Raw genomic sequence first — 16,179 nt, 5'->3', positions numbered from 1 at the left:
CTTCCCCACCCCCAACAACCCCTGCAGCCTCTCGCTGCTCGTCGTGTACTCCAGCGGCAGCTTGTGCCCGGCCAGCCACTCGGCGGCGCCAAAGGCCGCCAGGGTGGCTTCGTGGAAGCCGCTCAGGATGAGCTTGCGCTTGCCGGGGTAGGTGATGGCGTCGCCCACGGCGTGGATGCCGGGGACGCTGGTGGCGAAGGTGGCGGTGTCCACCACGAGCTGTTTGCGCTCCAGTTCGAGGCCCCAGTCGGCAATCGGCCCCAGGCGCGGCACCAGGCCCAGGCGCACCAGCAGCAGGTCGAGCGGCTGGCGCAGCGTGCTGCCCTCGGGCGTGGTCAGCTCCAGCGCAGCCAGGCGCCCCTGTGTTTCGACGATGCCGCCGGCCATGCCGATGGCGACCTCGATGCGGCCGGCGGCGCGCAGGGCGTGCAGCTGCGCCAGCATGTCGGGCGGCGCGTCGAACACGTCGCGGCGGTGCTGCAGCGTGGTGCGGGCCGGGCGCAGGGGCTCGGGCGCGGTGGCGCAGGCGATGGCGCTGGCCACGGCGGCCTCGCCGCCGCCGTGCACCAGCAGGTGCTGGCCGGCGAGGGTCTCGCCCGGGTCGAGCTGGTAGCGCAGTTGCGTGCCCGCGTAGGCGGCCAGGCCTTCGAGCTTGAGCGCCCGCGGCAGGAAGGCGCCGACGCCGGCGGCGATGAACACGGCCCGGGCGTGCAGGCGCGTGCCCTGGCTGGTGTGCACCAGGAAGCCGCCGCCCGCCTGGGGCTCAAGCGCGGTGGCCTGCTGGCCCAGGTGCCAGTGCGGGGCGAAGGGGCGGATCTGCGCGAGCAGGCGCTCGGTCAGCTCCTGGCCGGTGCAGACCGCGATGCCGGGGATGTCGTAGATGGGTTTGTCGCCGTACAGCTCGGCGCACTGGCCGCCGGCGCGCGGCAGGGCGTCGATCACGTGGCAGGCCAGGCCCTGTAGTCCGAGCTGGAAGACCTGGAACAGGCCGACGGGGCCGGCGCCGATGACCACCGCGTCGGTGCGCAGCAGTGCGGGCGCGGGTGCTGGCGTCAAAACAGGGGCGCTGCGGTGGTGGGGGCCGCAGGGGCGCTCAGCGGATGATGTCGCTGCGCTTGCCGGGCTTGCCGTTCCATTCGTCGGCTTCCGGCAGGGCTGCTTTGCGCTTGGTGATGGGCTTCCAGCCGGGGGCGTTGGTCAGCTCGGCGTTGATCTTGATGAAAGCGAGCTCTGGGGGCGGCAGGTCTTCTTCGGCAAAGATGGCGTTGGCCGGGCATTCGGGTACGCAGACCGCGCAGTCGATGCACTCGTCAGGGTTGATGACGAGCATGTTCGGCCCTTCCACAAAGCAGTCCACGGGACACACGTCCACGCAATCGGTGTATTTGCACTTGATGCAGTTCTCGGAGACGACGTGGGTCATGGCTGGCTCGTTGTTCGGAAACGGAAGGTTGCTATTTTAAGGGTTTGCACTGAGGGGCTTGCGCGTGACCCTGACGGTCTTGCAGTATCGGCGTGCGCAGCGTTTGCTATGTGTCAAGCAGCGGGTAGATCAGCACGGTGCGGCCAGGGTGCCCGGACAGCGTGGTGGGTTGTGCGCCGGGTGTCATGCTGGCGGGTTCGGCGGGCGCCTTGCCCAGAATGTGGCGCACCTGGCGGCCTTCCTGCAGCAGGTAGTCGGTGGCGATGCGGCGGTGGCAGCGCCACCACGGCTTCGGCGCACATGCATTCGCCGAAGCTGCGCGCCGAGTGCCCGATGCTGAAGACCGGCGGCCGTCTGGAGCTTGGATCATCCATGCGCCTCAGCGTAGCAGCACGGCACCGGCGGTGCGGTTGCTGGCGGTGTCCACCAAAATCATGGCGCCGAGCTGGCGTGAGCGCGTGTACGGTGCTACGGGCAGGGGCGATTGCAGTTGCAGCTCGACGTGGCCAATGGCATTGGGCGCCAGCTCGCTGGCCGGGTGCTCGGCCAGCGTGTGGATGTCGAGCCCGTGCACGATGCGCTGTACCCGCGCCTTGACCCAGCGGTGGCCGTGCAGCAATTGGTACACGCGGCCAGCCACCAGTGGCTGCTCGTCCAGCCAGGCGACGGTGCAATTGAGCAGCGTTTGCGCGGGCCAGGGCGATGCCGGCTCGGGCGCGTCGAAGCCGTCGCCTTGTTCGTTGCCTTGCACCTGTGGCGCTGTGGCCAGCAGCCAGTCGCCGCGCGAAATGTCGATCTCGCGGTCGAGCACGATGCCGGCGCTGTGGCCGGCGGCCACGCTGCCTGGCTGGCGGGTGCGGTCCAGCACCTGCGCCACACGGGCCCGCTGGCCGCTGGGGAAGACCTGCACCTCATCACCCGGCTGCGCAGCGCCTGCCGCGACGCGGCCCCAGAACACGCGGCGGCCCTGGGGCGTGTCGGCCGAGGCAGACGGGGGCTGAGCCGCTGGAGCGCCGGGCAGCGCGGAAGAGGGAGCAGCAGAAGGCGCAGCCGGTTTTTCGACCCACTGCACGGGGAAGGCCAGCGGCAGGTTGCTGTCCGGCGCCGTGTTGGGCAACTGTTCCAGGATGTGCAGCAGGCTGGGGCCGATGTAGTCGCACCAGCCGGCGCGCCCATCCACCACGTTCCATCCCTTGAGCGCCGAGACGGGCACCGTGGCGCGCACGGTGATGCCGGCCTCTTGCGCAAAGGCCGCCAGTGCGGCGCTGATGTGGGCAAAGGCGAGCGCCGGGTCGGCGACGGCGTCGAGTTTGTTGACGGCAAACACCAGGGACGGCACGCGCAGCAGGTGCACCAGCAGGCTGTGGCGGCGGGTTTGCGGCAGCAGCGTGGGGAGGGGGTTTTGCCAGTCGAGCTTGGTGGCGTCCACCAGCACCACGGCGGCGTCGGCACTGCTGGCGGCGGTGACCATGTTGCGCGTGTACTGCTCGTGGCCGGGCGCGTCGCCAATGATGAACTTGCGCGCCTCGGTGGCGAAGTAGCGGTAGGCGACATCGATGGTGATGCCTTGCTCGCGCTCGGCGGACAGGCCATCGGTCAGCAGGGCCAGGTCGGTTTCGCCCTGGCGCTGGACGCCGGCGAGGTGGTCTTGCAGCACCGCTTTGGTATCCACCAGCAGGCGGCCGATCAGCGTGCTCTTGCCATCGTCCACGCTGCCGCAGGTGATGAAGCGCAGGGCAGCGTCGTGGTCGTGGTTATGGGAAGAAGTCGTCACAATATTGAAGTCTTTTAGGCCGCTAGCGCTTGGTACATAAGCGCTTGCAGCTACTGAATTGATAGTGGTCATAGAAAACCTCTGGAACTTGAAACAAGCACACCCTCAGCCATGGACTACCAGTGGCCTCGCGGAACCGGCTTCGCCGGGCCGCTGAGGCCGCCCCCCGGAAGGGGGCGGGAGGGGTCAGAAATACCCGTCCTTCTTGCGCTTTTCCATCGAGGCTTCGCTGGTCTGGTCGTCCATGCGGGTGGCGCCGCGCTCGCTCATGTCGGCGGCCAGGGTTTCGATGACGATGTCGGTCGCCGTGGCGGCCAGGCTGGCCACCGGGCAGGTGCAGGTCACGTCGCCCAGGGTGCGAAAGCGCACCTCGCGCTCCTGCACCTGTTCGCCGTCGCGCGGCGGCGTGAGGGGGGTGACGGGCACCAGCATGCCGCGCCGGTCCACCACCTGGCGGCGGTGCGAGAAGTAGAGCGAGGGCAGGGCGATCTGCTCGCGCTCGATGTACTGCCACACATCCAGCTCGGTCCAGTTGCTGATGGGGAACACGCGAAAGTGCTCGCCGGCGGCCAGACGGGTGTTGAACAGCGTCCACAGCTCGGGCCGCTGGTCCTTGGGTTGCCACTGGCCGAAGCTGTCGCGGTGCGAAAAGATGCGTTCCTTGGCGCGGGCCTTTTCTTCGTCGCGGCGCGCGCCGCCGATCAGCGCGTCAAAGCGGAATTCTTCAATGGCCTCTAACAGCGTGACCGACTGGTGCACGTTGCGCGGCTCGCCGGGGTGCGCCAGCCGCACGGTGCCGCGTGCCATCGAATCTTCGACGCTGCGCACGATGAGTTTGGCGCCCAGCTCGCTGGCACGCAGGTCGCGAAACGCCGTCACTTCAGGGAAGTTGTGGCCGGTGTCGATCATGAGCAGCGGGTAGGGAATGCGGCCGACGCCAAAGGCTTTTTCGGCACACCGGAGCATCACCAGCGAATCCTTGCCGCCGGAGAACAGCAGGGTGGGTCGCTCGAAAGCGGCGGCCACTTCGCGCAGGATGAAGATGGTTTCCTCTTCCAGCGCGTCGAGGTGGCGGTTGCTGAGCTGGCTGAGCAGCTGGGGTTCTGCGCGGGCGGTCATGCGGGTTTCCAATCAAATAGGGCTGTAGCGTATATACGTAAAGCGCGAGCAGCTATTGTTTTTGATGTTTTCAAATGGTTTAGCGGCGCGTTCAATGCGCCAGGTGCAGGCCGCATTCGCGGTTGTCTTCGCCCTTGGTGGGGTCGACGTAGTCGAAGTTGTTCGGCAGGCCGTGGCGGGCGCAGTATTCGTGCAGGTCTTTGGACGACCAGTGCAGCAGCGGCGCGACCTTGATCAGGCCGTCGGGGTTGATGCTGACCGGGTCCATCTGCGCACGCACGGCGGTGTCGGTGGCGCGCAGCGCGGTGAACCACACCTTGGGCGCCGTCTCGCGCAGCGCGCGGGAGAAGGGCTCTAGCTTCACTTCTTCGGTGAAGGCCGCGTGGCGAGGGTCGTCCAGGGCGGGTGTCGGCCCGTCCACGGCTTCGCGGTGCGCGCGCGAGCGGCGCGGCAGGTAAATCTGCAGCTTGAGCCCAAGCTGCTTCGTCACCTCGTCGGCGAAGCGGTAGGTGGCTTCGGTGTTGTAGCCGTTGTCCATCCAGACGACCGGTACATCGGGGTTCACCTGCGTGACCAGGTGCAGGATCACCGCCTCGAAGGGGCGGAAGTTGGTGGTGACGATGGAGCGCTCGCCCAGGCCGAGCGCCCATGCCACGAGGCCGGGCGTGTCGCGGCCGAGCGTGGCGTTGACGTGCGCGATGTCAAGCACGGGTTTAGGTGTCTGCACAGCGCTCATGCCGCCTCCAGCGCTGCTTCGCGGGCTGCATCACGTGCAGCTTCCCGAGCAAAAAGCGGGCGTGGCTCATGCACGTCGCCCTGGTAGAAGGCGGCAAAGCGCGCGAACTGCCGTTCGGCGGCGGCGGCGTCCACGCCTTCGGCCAGCACGGCGCTGGTGAAACCGCTGCGGTGCATGTGCACCAATTGGTCGATCAGCACATCGCCCGTGGCGCGGATGTCGCCTGCAAAGCGGTAGCGCCGGCGCAGCAGCAGGGCCTGGCTGTAGGCGCGGCCGTCGGTGAATTTGGGGAAATGCAGCTCCACGCGTTGCACACCTTCGAGCGCACCGCTGGCCACCAGGGTTGCCAGTTCCGTGTCGTTGGAAACTTGCAAGGTTTTTGGTGCGTTAGCGCTTTCTGGTACTGCGCTATAAGCTATTATTTTCATAGAATATAAGCTCGATTAGTCGTGTTCGGTCAGGGTCGCTTCGTCGGCCTTGGGGCGGCGCATGCTGTTGGCCGCTTGCTTGAAGGGGTCGTGGCCGATGCGGCGCAAGGCGTCGATAAAGAGCTCGCCGGGCCTGCGCAGTTCGCGGAAGGTGCCGAGCAAAGCCTCGATCACGTCCGGCACTTCGGCCGCCGTGAACGAGGGGCCGACCACCTTGCCGCCAATCGCGGGGCCAGACAGATCGGTGCCGTCCGACCCGCCGAGCGTGATCTGGTACCACTCCTTGCCGTCCTTATCGACACCCAGAATGCCGATGTGCCCGCTGTGGTGGTGGCCGCAGGAGTTGATGCAGCCGCTCATGTGCAGGTCGATGGGGCCGAGGTCGAACAGCTCGTCCAGATCCTGGTAGCGCTCGGTGATGGCGGCGCCAATGTGCAGCGAACGGGCGTTGGCGAGCGAGCAAAAATCACCGCCGGGGCAGATGATCATGTCGGTCAGCAGGCCAATGTTGGGCTGGGCCAGGCCAAGCGCGCGGGCCGCTTCGTACAGCGCGGGCAGGTCGCTCTCGTGCACCCAGGGCAGCATCAGGTTTTGCTCGTGCGTCAGGCGCGCTTCGGCTGCGCTGAACTGCTCTGCCAGTTGCGCCAAAGCGTTCAGGGTGTCGGCGTCGGCATCGCCCGTGTTAAACCCTGGCCGCTTGAACGACAAGGTCACGGTCTTGAGGCCAGGCAGCTTGTGGCCGCGCACGTTCTGCTGCAACCAGCGCTGGTAGAGCTGGCCTTGCGGGCTGACCTTGGAAGGCAAGTTCGCCGCCTTGAGTTCAGGCAGTACGAAATGGCTGCTGACGCGGTCGAGTTCCGCTTGCGTGATGGTGTGTGGCGCGCCATCGAGCTCGACGATGGCCTTGTATTCCTTCTCCACCGCGTCGATGAATTTCTGGCCTTCGCTCTTGACCAGAATCTTGATGCGCGCCTTCCACTTGTTGTCGCGCCGGCCATAGCTGTTGTACGTGCGCACCACGGCTTCGATGTAGTTGAGCAACTGGTCCCAGGGCAAAAACTCGCGCACCACGCTGCCGATGATGGGCGTGCGGCCCATGCCGCCGCCGACCTTCATGGTGAAGCCCACGCTGCCGTCGTCGGCCCGGCGCGCTTGCAGGCCGATGTCGTACCAGCCGATCGCGGCGCGGTCTTCTTCGGCGCCGTTGAAGGCAATCTTGAACTTGCGTGGCAGGTAGCTGAATTCAGGGTGCAGCGAGCTCCATTGGCGCGTGATTTCAGCAAACGGGCGGCAGTCCACGATACTGTCCGCGGCGATGCCTTCGAGCGCGTCGCAGGTGATGTTGCGAATGTCGTTGCCGCTGGTCTGGATGCCGTGCATGCCCACGCTGGCCAGCAGGTCCATCACATCGGCGGCGCGGGACAGCGGAATCCAGTTGAACTGGCAGTTGGTGCGCGTGGTGAAGTGGCCGTAGCCATAGCGCAGCGGCGGTGCGGGGAGCGTCGCGCCGGGCTGCGCGTCCTGCAAGGCGTCCTGGGTGGCCTGGGCATGCGCCAGCAGTTCAGGTGCGGGCTTGTCGAACTCGCGGGCGATGCGGGCCAGCGTGCGCAACTGCGTGCTGCTGATTTCGCCATAGGGCACGGCAATGCGGGCCATGGGGGCGTAGCGCTGGATGTACCAGCCGTTTTGCAGGCGCAGGGGCAAGAGCTGCTCGTCGGTCAACTCGCCGCGCTCCCAGCGCTCGAGTTGGTCGCGGAACTGCTGGGCGCGCAGCTTGACGAATTGCTTGTCGAAGTCGGTGTATTGGTACATGGAAGAAAAACCCGGAAATCAGATCAGGACCAGCTTGACGCCGGCAAAGGCCAGCAACAGCGAGAGGGCCGAGCGCACCAGCCGCTCGGGTGTGCGCGAGACCAGCCGTGAGCCCAGCCAGATGCCCGGCAGCGAGCCGACCAGCAACTGCGCCAGCAAGGCCCAGTCCACCGAGCCGAGCGATGCGTGGCCCAGGCCGGCAACGAGGGTTAGGGGCACGGCGTAGGCAATATCGGCGGCGATGATGCGCGGCAGCGGCAGGTGCGGGAAAACCAGCAGCAGCACCGTGACGCCAATGGCGCCTGCCCCCACCGAGGTGAAGGTCACCAGGGTGCCGATCACCGCCCCCAGCAGCACGGGCAGGCTCCAGTGGCGCGGTTGCGTGGCGGTGGCGGCGCTTTCGCTGCGGCGCGCCTGCTCGGCGGCCTGGTGCTTGGCCGAGAAGGCCAGTGCCTTGTACAGCGTGGAGGCCGCGGTCAACAGCAATGCCGCGCCCAGGGTGGTCGTCATGAGGTGCTGGACGCGCTCGCTGGTGGGGCCCAGGTGGCGCAGCAGCCAGAGCGCGCCCAGGGCCGCAGGGATGCTGCCGGCGCACAGCAGGGCCACCACGTTCCACGGCACCATGCGCCGGCGTGCCAGGCCCACCGTGCCGCTGAGCTTGGTGAACGCTGCAAACAGCAGATCGGTGCCAACGGCCAAGTGCGCTTTGATGCCGAAAAAGAAAATGAGCACGGGGGTCATCAGCGAACCGCCGCCGACCCCCGTCAGGCCAATGACGAGGCCAATCGCGAATCCGGCAACAACAAGGGCGACATCAGGCATGGACGCGACTCTAGGGGGCGTCCTTATAAAAACAAACGACTGTTTCGTGCTTCTTATATGCCTATAAGCTTATGCAAAATGCTTGTTGCGGGCTTTTGGTGGGTCACTCGCGGCCTACCAGCGGCCATCGCGCAAAGGCCGCCCCGCTGCGCTGGTGGCATCCCCCTTTCCGCATCACGCAGCCAGGTGAGAGAAGGGGGAAGGCGCGAAGCGCCACAGAGGGTTGTTTCATTTCTCCAGGCGCTCGGTGCCCATGGCACGTGCCAGGCGCTCCTCCATCGGCAGCGGTTCGCCGTGCAGGCGTGCCGCCAGCAGCTCGCCGCACAGGATGGCCCGGGTCAGGCCGCGGGCGCCCATGGCGGTGCTCACCCACAGGCCCGGCAGGCGGTCCGCCGCCAAGGGGCCGACGATGGGCAGCCGGTCGGGTGAGGTGCAGCGCACGCCCGACCAGGCCTGCAATCCGGGGGCATCGGCGGCAAAGCTAGGGGCCAGCTGCCGTGCGGCGTCGGGCAAGAGCTGTTGCAAATTGGCCAAATTCACCTGGTGGGCCGCCTGCTGCTCCTGCGGCTCGGGCGGTAGCTCGGTGCGCCCACGCTCGAAGGTAGAGCCTGCATGCCAGGCAAGTTGTTCGTTTGGTCCTGGCACTTGGCCGACGAGCGCCCCCTTGCCATTGACCGGGAAGGGGGGCAAGGCCATGCCGCCCTTCTGCACACCCCAAGAGAGCTGCCCGCGCACGGCATCCAGCGGCAGCGGCGCCAAACCGAGCGACTGCACCAGCGCATTGCAGGCCGGCCCGGCGGCCAGCACCACGAGTTCGGCTTCTGCCAGCAGCGCACCGCCAGCGTCCCGCAATTGCCACAGGCCCTCACCGTTGGCCTGTATTCGATGGAGTTGCGACACGCGGCTGTGCGTGTGCAGGCGAATGCCGGGTGCATCGAGCAAACGAGCTACCAGCCGCGCTGGCCGCACCCAGCCGGCGCGCTGGTGCCAGCACGCATCGCTGTTCTCGGGCAGGCCGGCGGCGCGCAACTGCTCGCCATTGGCGGTGGTGCTCCAGTCGGTGCCAAGGCTGTCGGCCCAGCCTGCGGGCAGACCGGGGTTGCCAGCAGGGCGGCGCTCCAGCACGCCGCCGGGCTGCCAGTCGGCGCCTGCTTGGAGTACGCGCGCGCCTTGCTCCAGCGTGGCGCGGGCGCCGGCACGCGAGACCCTGGAAAACACGTTGTCATCGGGTGAGAGGTGCGGTGCAAAAAGCCCGACCGGCAGCCCCGATGCGCCTGCCGCAGGCCCGTTGCCCGCGTCCAGCACATGCACCTGCCAGCCGCGCCGCGCCAGACTCGCCGCAACGGACGCACCGGCGATGCCGCAGCCGATGACCGCGCAGCGTGCGACCCGGATTGGCGCGGCACGGTTGAAGCCCGTTGTGCGCACGCGTGGCTCCCAACGTGGCTGGAACACAGCGCGCAACAGGGCGGCTTTGCCAGGCTCGGCGGGTTCGGCGGGTTCGGGTGGCGCTGATGCGATGACAAAGCCGGCTTGCTCCAGCGCGGCGCGCGCCTCTACCCCCACAGGGGGGCCTACAAGGTGGGCGCCGCGCTCACAGTGGCGTGCCAGGGCCTTGGCGCCATCGGCGTTTTGGAGCTGGGTGGTATCGGAGGCCAGCACCGTATCGAAACGCCAGTGCTCCTCGCGCAGCAGGCGTTGCGCGTCGCCCACACACAGGGTCAGCAGCACCCGGCCCGCCTCGAAACCCAGGCGGTGGATGCCCGGGAGCAAGCCCCAGGCCTGCGCCGCAAGCGACTCGGCCAAGGGCAACAGATCGGGGTTTTGCTGCACCGTGCGGACAAGCTCCGGCAGGTTGGTGGGCTGCGGCGCAATCGCTATGAAGTGCAGTACCGTGGGTCGGAGCGGATCGGCGCGCCAGGCGGCCCAGGTCGCCAGAAAGTGGTGGCCGAGAGCGAAATGGGTGTCCAGAATGCGCCACTGTGCAGCGCCGGCCCAGGCGGTGGGCAGGCTGCAGTCGAGCAGACATGCGTCGTTTGCGTGGGGCCTTGGGGTGCGGGGTGTGACGGGCATGGGTGGAGGGCAGACAACAAAAAAGGCGCCGCAGCGGGCGCCCTGTGGCGAAGAGGCAAGCGTGTTCAGGCGCTGGGCGGCACGTAGCCTTGCACGGCGTCAGCCCCGCCGCCAAAGAAATGCTGTTCCAGCTGACGTGCCAGGTACTGGCGGGCGCGGGCGTCGGCCAGGTTCAGGCGGTTCTCGTTGACCAGCATGGTCTGGTGCTTGAGCCAGGCGGCCCAGGCCTCTTTGCTGACGTTTTCCCACAGGCGCTTGCCGAGTTCGCCGGGGTAGGGAGGGAAATCAAGTCCTTCGGCGTCCTTGCCGAGCTTGATGCAGTGAACCATGCGTGCCATGCGGTGTTCCTTGTGAAGTGTTTATATGATTTTGGGTATTAAAAACTGAAATTTTAATCGTTTTAGTTTTTAAAAAGACTTCTCAGAATGCGTCGAGCGGTGAATGACCGCCGCCATCCACATCCTCTGGGCTCACCCATGCAAAATCGCCGCCACTTTATCAAGTTTCCACTGACCCTTGCCCTTGCCGGCAGTTTCGCAACGGCATCGCAATCCGCGTTTTCGCAAGGACTGACACTGCTTAACGTGTCGTACGACCCAACGCGAGAGCTGTACACCGAGTTCAACCGGGCGTTCATCAAGCACTGGAAAGAGCAGACCGGTCAGGAACTCACCCTGCAGCAGTCGCACGGCGGGTCGGGCAAGCAGGCGCGCTCCATTATTGACGGGCTGCAGGCCGATGTGGCCACCCTCGCGCTTGCATGGGACACGGACGCCTTGTGCAGCGTGGGCAAGCTGATCCCCCAGAACTGGCAGCAACGCCTGCCGAACAATGCCTCGCCTTATACGTCCACCATCGTGCTGGTGGTGCGCCAGGGCAATCCAAAAGGTATCCGTGATTGGGACGATTTGGTCAAACCTGGGGTCAGCGTGATTACCCCCAATCCGAAAACTTCGGGCGGAGCGCGCTGGAACTATTTGGCGGCTTGGGAGTTTGCCAAGCGCAAGTACGGCGGCGATGCCCAGGCGGAGGCATTTGTGCGCAGACTTTTTGCCAATGTGCCGGTGCTCGATTCCGGGGCGCGAGGCTCTTCGGTCACGTTCGCGCAGCGCGCCCAGGGGGACGTATTTATTTCCTGGGAAAACGAGGCACACCTGCTCAAAAAGGAGTTCGGAGAGACGCTGGAGATCGTGTTGCCCTCGCTCAGCATCCTGGCCGAGCCGGCCGTCACCGTGGTCGACAAGGTCGTCGACAAAAAAGGCACGCGCGCCGTGGCCGAGGCCTATTTGAAGTACTTGTACTCGGAAGTGGGGCAAGACATCGCCGGGAAAAATTTCTACCGCCCGATCTCGCCTACAGCCAAAGCCAAATACGCGGCGCAGTTTCCCGCGCTGAAGCTGTTCACCATTGGTGAGGCCTTTGGCGGCTGGACCAAGGCCTCCCAGGCCCATTTCGCCGACGGTGGGAGCTTCGACCGGATATACGTGAAGTAAGGGAGGCGGCATCACGGCAATGCGCGGGCGAGCGTCATGGGGTTGGCGAGTCAGCGCAGTACTGGTTCTCAGGACGTGTTCACGATCTCCCAGAGGCCGCGCAGCGGTCTTTGCGGGATGGAATGCAAGGCGCGGTGGGCGGCCAATAGCCCTGCTATTGGCAAGCGCCGCAACGCCGCAGACCGCCCGCAAAGACCACTGCCCAAAGGGTTGGAGCGAAATCGGGTGATTGGACGCCCCGGCTGCTTGCATGGGCATGAGCCCATGCGGCGCATCCGAAGCATCCACTCATCCCGATTGCGCTCCAACGCGGCTCCTGCGAGATCGTGAACACGTTCTCAGGGAGCCGCCGGCGTGGAGGCCTGTCGTGCGTCGGGCAAGGCGCGGGCCAAAGCCTCGGACAGGCAGGCGGCGAGCGCCACGGCTGTGGGTGGACAAGCCGTCAGTTCCTCGCAGGCGACCGTGCGGCGCCGCATTTCCGCCGCAGCCTCCGGGTGCCCGAGCGCATGGCACAGCAGCGGCCAGTCGGGCACGGTGTTGAGCGTCCCCGCCACCAGCAGGATGCCATTGCGCTGGCGGCGCTGTGCCAGGCCGACGAGCTTGCGGCCGCGCGTGTCGGTCAGCTCCCAGGGCGCGAGGCTGCCGTAGCAGGCCCAGCCCACCGTGGCGCCCATGGCGGCGTTGGCCTGCGCGACCTCGGTGTTTGGCAGCGCACGGGCGGGGATACCGAGACCTTCGAGCACGCTGGCATGCAGCAGGCCCAGTGCGCGGTAGCTGTCCACCAGGCCGCCGCTCACCCAGGGGTGCGTGATCGGCAGCACGACCGATGCGCCTACCAGCCAGGGCCCTGTCAGCACTGCGCCGCCGCCCGAGGGGCGTTGCACCAGCGCCAAGCCTTGCGGCAGCCGGCCCGCCACTTCGGCGTGCAGTGCGCGCTGCGAGCAGCCCAGCACGATGGTGGGCGTGGCGTAGGTCCAGACGTGAAAGCGGGGTGTGGTGACGGGGGCTTCGAGCTGGCGGCTGTTCCAGGCCTGTTCTTGTTCGACCGTGTGGGTGGTGGGCATGGTCATGAGGGCATCAGCTCAGGGGCGGGCATTCTGCGCGGCGCAGGCACGCAGCGTGGTCGTGCCGGCAGAGACGGGAATCCAGTGGTAGAGGGGGGTGCATTTTCCGCGCATGCACAAATCGTAATCGCGCACGTAAGGCGAGCGTGCCAGGGTGATTTCCTTGCGCCAGGGGTCGGCCAGGCGGTAGTGCCAGACACCGTGGTCCAGCCAGGCGTTGTCTGGTGGGTCCATGCCAGCGCCGGAGCCGCGAATGTGCGCCCCGGTGATGGCCAGCCAGGGGCCGGCGACGGTGTAGTCCTCTTCCCAGGCAATTTTTTCGATGGAATGCTGCCAGCGCAGGGTGAAGTGGGTGACTGGCAGGCTCAGCGTGAGCGCGCCGGCCGCCATGCACAGGGCTGCGAGCATCAGGCCGGGGCCTGGCTGCGGTTGGTCTGGCGCACGCGCATGCCGTGCCAGAGCACCAGGAGCGCCGTCATGCCCAGACCGACTTCATCGGTGAAGGGCACGGCGGCCACCAGGAAGCCCGCCGCCGCGAGGGCCCAGACGCGCTCCCACCAGGCGAGCGGCCTGATCCAGTAGCCAATGGCCGCGCCGCCCCACAGCAAGATGGCGACGATGGCCTTGAACACGATGTACAGCGTGGCGATCCAGCCTGCGTTGCCTTGCAGCATCAATGCCGGCGCATACACCGCCATGTAGGGGATGACAAAGCCGGCAACGGCAATGCGCATGGCCTGAAAGCCGATCTTCATGGGGGACTCGCGCGCAATCGGCGCAGCGGCAAAAGCCGCCAGCGCCACCGGCGGCGTCAGGTCGGCCATGATGCCGAAGTAGAAGACAAACATGTGCGAGACGATCAGCGGCACGCCGAGTTCAAGCAGAGCCGGCGCCGCCAGCGAACTGGTGATGATGTAGTTGGGGATGGTGGGAATGCCCATGCCCAGCACCAGGCACACCAGCATGGTCAGCACCAGGCTGAGGAGCAGGCTGCTTTTGCCCATCTGGATGATGGTGCCAGCAAACAGCGTGGCCGCGCCGGTGAGGGTGAGTACGCCGATGATCACGCCCACCAGCGCGCACGCCACGCCCACCGGCAGCGCGTGGCGTGCCCCCTCGGCCAGGGCGTGCAGCGCCATGCGCAGGGTGTCGCGACCGCCGCGCAGGAACCACAGCACCACGGCCATGGTGGCTGCCAAGGCAATGATGGCGCCAATGCCGTACTTGAAGAAGCTCGACGCCGCCAGGCCTATCAGTACCCAGAAAATGATTTGCAGCGGCCGTGCGCCGAAACGCGCTGTCATGGCGGCGCCAAAGATCAGCACCACCGTGAGCGCCAGCCCCACCATGCCGGAAAAGAGCGGCGTGTAGCCCGAGAACAGCAGCCACACCAGCACCGCCAGTGGCAGGATCAGGTACCAGCGCAGCTTGACGGCGGCCCAGGGGTCAGGGCAATCCTCCTTGGGCATGCCCACCAGGCCGCGCCGGCCTGCCTCCAGGTGCACCATGATGAAGGCGGTGAAGAAGTACAGCAGCGCCGGGATCGAAGCGGCCTTGCAGATCTCCAGGTAGGGCACATCAATGGTCTCGGCCATGATGAAGGCCACGGCGCCCATCACCGGCGGCATGATCTGCCCGCCCATGCTGGCCGTGGCTTCGACGCCGCCGGCAAAGGCGGCGTCGTAACCAAAGCGCTTCATCAGCGGGATGGTGAACTGCCCGGTGGTGACCACATTGGCCACGCCCGAACCGTTGATGGTGCCCATCAGGCCCGACGAGACCACCGCCACCTTGGCCGGACCGCCCTTGGTGTGGCCAAACAGGCCCAGCGCAAAATCGGTGAAGAGCTGGATCATTCCGGCGCGCTCCAGGAACGCCCCAAACAGGATGAACAGGAAGATGTAGGACGACGACACGTAGGTCGGTGTGCCGTAAATGCCCTCGGTGCCAAAGCCCAGTTGCCCGACGATCTGGTCCAGGCCGTAGCCCCGGTGCGCGAGCACGCCCGGCAGGTACTGTCCCAGCAGCGCATAAGCAAGAAACACGGCACATACCAGTGGCAGCGCCAGCCCCATGATGCGCCGCGCAGCTTCAAAGACCAGCACGATGAGTGCAATGCCAACGATGAGGTCGCTGCGCGTCAGTTCGCCCGCGCGCTGCACCAGGTCCGCTTCAAACACCCATTGGTAGAGGCCGGTGCCAAAGGCGATGGCGCCCACACACCAGCCCAGCCAGCGCTGGCGCGCCGGTGGGTAGAGCACGAAAGTGACCAGCAGCAGAAAACCCACGTGCACGCCGCGCACCACGCTGCTTGAGAGCGGGCTGAAGGCTGCGGTGACAATCTGGAACACGGAAAACGCAACTGCCACCCAGAACAGAGCGCCGGCAAAGGCCGGCGGTTCTGCATCGGGGGTCTGCAACTGCGCGTCGGCTGAGGCCGGAGCAGCGGCTGCGCTCATTTGAGGACGCCGGCCTCGCGGTAGTACTTCTCGGCGCCGGGGTGGAAGGTGACGCTGGTGCCCTGCATGGCCGATGCCAGTTGTATGCCCTTGGCGGCGTTGTGCGCGGCGACCAGGCTGGGCAGGTTCTCGAACATGGACTTGGTCATCAGGTAGACCTCGTCGTCGGGAACACCGCTGTGGCTGACCAGGAAGTTGCGGATCGCCACCGTGGCCACGTCGGCACTCTGGCCTTCGTAGGTGTTGGCAGGAATGATGGCCGGCTGGTAGGCCGCGTCGCCCACCTTGGCGACGATGTCGGCAGGTACCGCCACCACCACAATCTTCACCGCCGTGGCCAGGTCGCGGATGGACGAGACGCCCAGGCCCGCCGACTGCAGCGTCACGTCCAACTGGCGGTTCTTCATGAGTTCGACCGATTCACCAAAGGGCAGGTACTCGACCTTGGCAAAGTCGGCGTAGGTCAGGCCCGCGGCCTTCAGGATGGCGCGGGCGTTGAGCTCGGTGCCCGACTTGGGCGCGCCGACGGAGATGCGCTTGCCCTTCAAGTCGGCCATGGTCTTGATACCCGAATCGCCGCTGGCGACGATCTGGATGTAGTTGGCGTAAATGCCGGCCACTGCACGCAGCTTCTTGAGCGGCGCAGCAAAACCTGCTTCCTTGTCGCCCTTCCAGGCAGCTGAGAGCGCATCGGCCAGCGTGAAGGCGATCTCGCCACGGCCGGCCTGCAGCAGGTTGAGGTTCTCGGCCGAGGCCTTGGTGGATTGCACCGTCACTTTCGCGTCGGGCATGGCCTTGCTGTAGATCTGCGAAAGTGCCACGCCCATCGGGTAATACACGCCGCTTTGGCCGCCGGTCAGCACATTGATGAATTTCTGCTGCGCCAGCGCCAGGCGCGAAAACGGCAGTGTGGCGCCAGTCAAGGCGCCCAGCACCAAGGTGCGGCGGTGCAGGGCGAGTGAGGATTGGGTCATTG

16 protein-coding genes are annotated in these 16,179 nt (G+C 66.4%); 1 reads left to right on the top strand and 15 read right to left on the bottom strand.

Going from position 1 to position 16,179, the window contains the following annotated elements:
* From AC07ZH_RS19325 to AC07ZH_RS19275, 11 genes are all read right to left on the bottom strand, one after another.
* Positions 1–1,056, bottom strand: a 1,056-nt coding sequence (locus AC07ZH_RS19325) for an NAD(P)/FAD-dependent oxidoreductase (protein ID WP_495200952.1), incomplete at its 3' end; no start/stop codon positions are given.
* Between the two features lie 37 nt (positions 1,057–1,093).
* Positions 1,094–1,423: a ferredoxin FdxA gene (gene fdxA / locus AC07ZH_RS19320; RefSeq protein WP_495200951.1), complete on the bottom strand. Its 330-nt coding sequence runs from the start codon at positions 1,421–1,423 to the stop codon at positions 1,094–1,096.
* Positions 1,424–1,529: 106 nt separating this feature from the next.
* Positions 1,530–1,793 (bottom strand): hypothetical protein, encoded by a 264-nt coding sequence (locus tag AC07ZH_RS19315; RefSeq protein WP_495200950.1) that lies wholly within the window; start codon positions 1,791–1,793, stop codon positions 1,530–1,532.
* A 9-nt stretch (positions 1,794–1,802) separates the two neighbouring features.
* Complete coding sequence (locus AC07ZH_RS19310; protein ID WP_495200949.1) at positions 1,803–3,269, bottom strand: sulfate adenylyltransferase subunit 1; 1,467 nt, start codon at positions 3,267–3,269, stop codon at positions 1,803–1,805.
* A gap of 114 nt (positions 3,270–3,383) precedes the next feature.
* Positions 3,384–4,316, bottom strand: a complete 933-nt coding sequence (gene cysD / locus AC07ZH_RS19305; protein ID WP_495200948.1) for a sulfate adenylyltransferase subunit CysD — start codon at positions 4,314–4,316, stop codon at positions 3,384–3,386.
* A gap of 91 nt (positions 4,317–4,407) precedes the next feature.
* Positions 4,408–5,052, bottom strand: a complete 645-nt coding sequence (locus AC07ZH_RS19300) for a phosphoadenosine phosphosulfate reductase domain-containing protein (RefSeq protein WP_495200947.1) — start codon at positions 5,050–5,052, stop codon at positions 4,408–4,410.
* Positions 5,049–5,480 (bottom strand): DUF934 domain-containing protein, encoded by a 432-nt coding sequence (locus AC07ZH_RS19295; protein WP_495200946.1) that lies wholly within the window; start codon positions 5,478–5,480, stop codon positions 5,049–5,051. The genes AC07ZH_RS19300 and AC07ZH_RS19295 overlap by 4 nt, the downstream gene beginning before the upstream one ends.
* 15 nt (positions 5,481–5,495) lie before the next feature.
* Entirely contained in the window at positions 5,496–7,292 is a 1,797-nt protein-coding gene (locus AC07ZH_RS19290; protein ID WP_495200945.1) for a nitrite/sulfite reductase, read from the bottom strand.
* An 18-nt stretch (positions 7,293–7,310) separates the two neighbouring features.
* The gene (locus AC07ZH_RS19285; protein WP_495200944.1) at positions 7,311–8,114 is read right to left on the bottom strand and encodes a sulfite exporter TauE/SafE family protein; all 804 of its coding nucleotides are present in this window, start codon (positions 8,112–8,114) and stop codon (positions 7,311–7,313) included.
* Between the two features lie 228 nt (positions 8,115–8,342).
* The gene (gene mnmC1, locus AC07ZH_RS19280) at positions 8,343–10,187 is read right to left on the bottom strand and encodes an FAD-dependent 5-carboxymethylaminomethyl-2-thiouridine(34) oxidoreductase MnmC1 (RefSeq protein ID WP_495200943.1); all 1,845 of its coding nucleotides are present in this window, start codon (positions 10,185–10,187) and stop codon (positions 8,343–8,345) included.
* Between the two features lie 65 nt (positions 10,188–10,252).
* Positions 10,253–10,525, bottom strand: coding sequence for an oxidative damage protection protein (locus AC07ZH_RS19275; protein WP_119107483.1), 273 nt, complete (start codon positions 10,523–10,525; stop codon positions 10,253–10,255).
* 138 nt (positions 10,526–10,663) lie between these two features.
* Between AC07ZH_RS19275 and AC07ZH_RS19270 the strand changes: the two genes are divergently transcribed.
* The gene (locus AC07ZH_RS19270; protein WP_495200942.1) at positions 10,664–11,680 is read left to right on the top strand and encodes a sulfate ABC transporter substrate-binding protein; all 1,017 of its coding nucleotides are present in this window, start codon (positions 10,664–10,666) and stop codon (positions 11,678–11,680) included.
* Positions 11,681–12,018: 338 nt separating this feature from the next.
* On the opposite strand, the gene AC07ZH_RS19265 is transcribed toward AC07ZH_RS19270, so the two are convergent.
* Genes AC07ZH_RS19265 through AC07ZH_RS19250 form a run of 4 tightly spaced genes read right to left on the bottom strand, consistent with a single transcriptional unit; the run spans position 12,019 to position 16,177 of the window.
* A complete protein-coding gene (locus AC07ZH_RS19265; protein ID WP_495200941.1) occupies positions 12,019–12,744 on the bottom strand; it encodes a lipoate--protein ligase family protein in 726 nt (241 codons plus the stop codon).
* Positions 12,745–12,762: 18 nt separating this feature from the next.
* A complete protein-coding gene (locus tag AC07ZH_RS19260) occupies positions 12,763–13,152 on the bottom strand; it encodes a DUF1850 domain-containing protein (protein ID WP_495200940.1) in 390 nt (129 codons plus the stop codon).
* Positions 13,152–15,203 (bottom strand): TRAP transporter permease, encoded by a 2,052-nt coding sequence (locus tag AC07ZH_RS19255; protein ID WP_495200939.1) that lies wholly within the window; start codon positions 15,201–15,203, stop codon positions 13,152–13,154. Before AC07ZH_RS19255 ends, AC07ZH_RS19260 begins: the two co-directional genes overlap by 1 nt.
* Positions 15,200–16,177 (bottom strand): TAXI family TRAP transporter solute-binding subunit, encoded by a 978-nt coding sequence (locus tag AC07ZH_RS19250; RefSeq protein WP_119107487.1) that lies wholly within the window; start codon positions 16,175–16,177, stop codon positions 15,200–15,202. The genes AC07ZH_RS19255 and AC07ZH_RS19250 overlap by 4 nt, the downstream gene beginning before the upstream one ends.
* Between the last annotated feature and the right edge of the window lie 2 nt (positions 16,178–16,179).

The organism is Simplicispira sp. GW247-4R2A, assembly GCF_059424465.1.
Note: the sequence above shows the minus strand (reverse complement) of the source record. Positions and strands in the feature narration are given on the sequence as shown.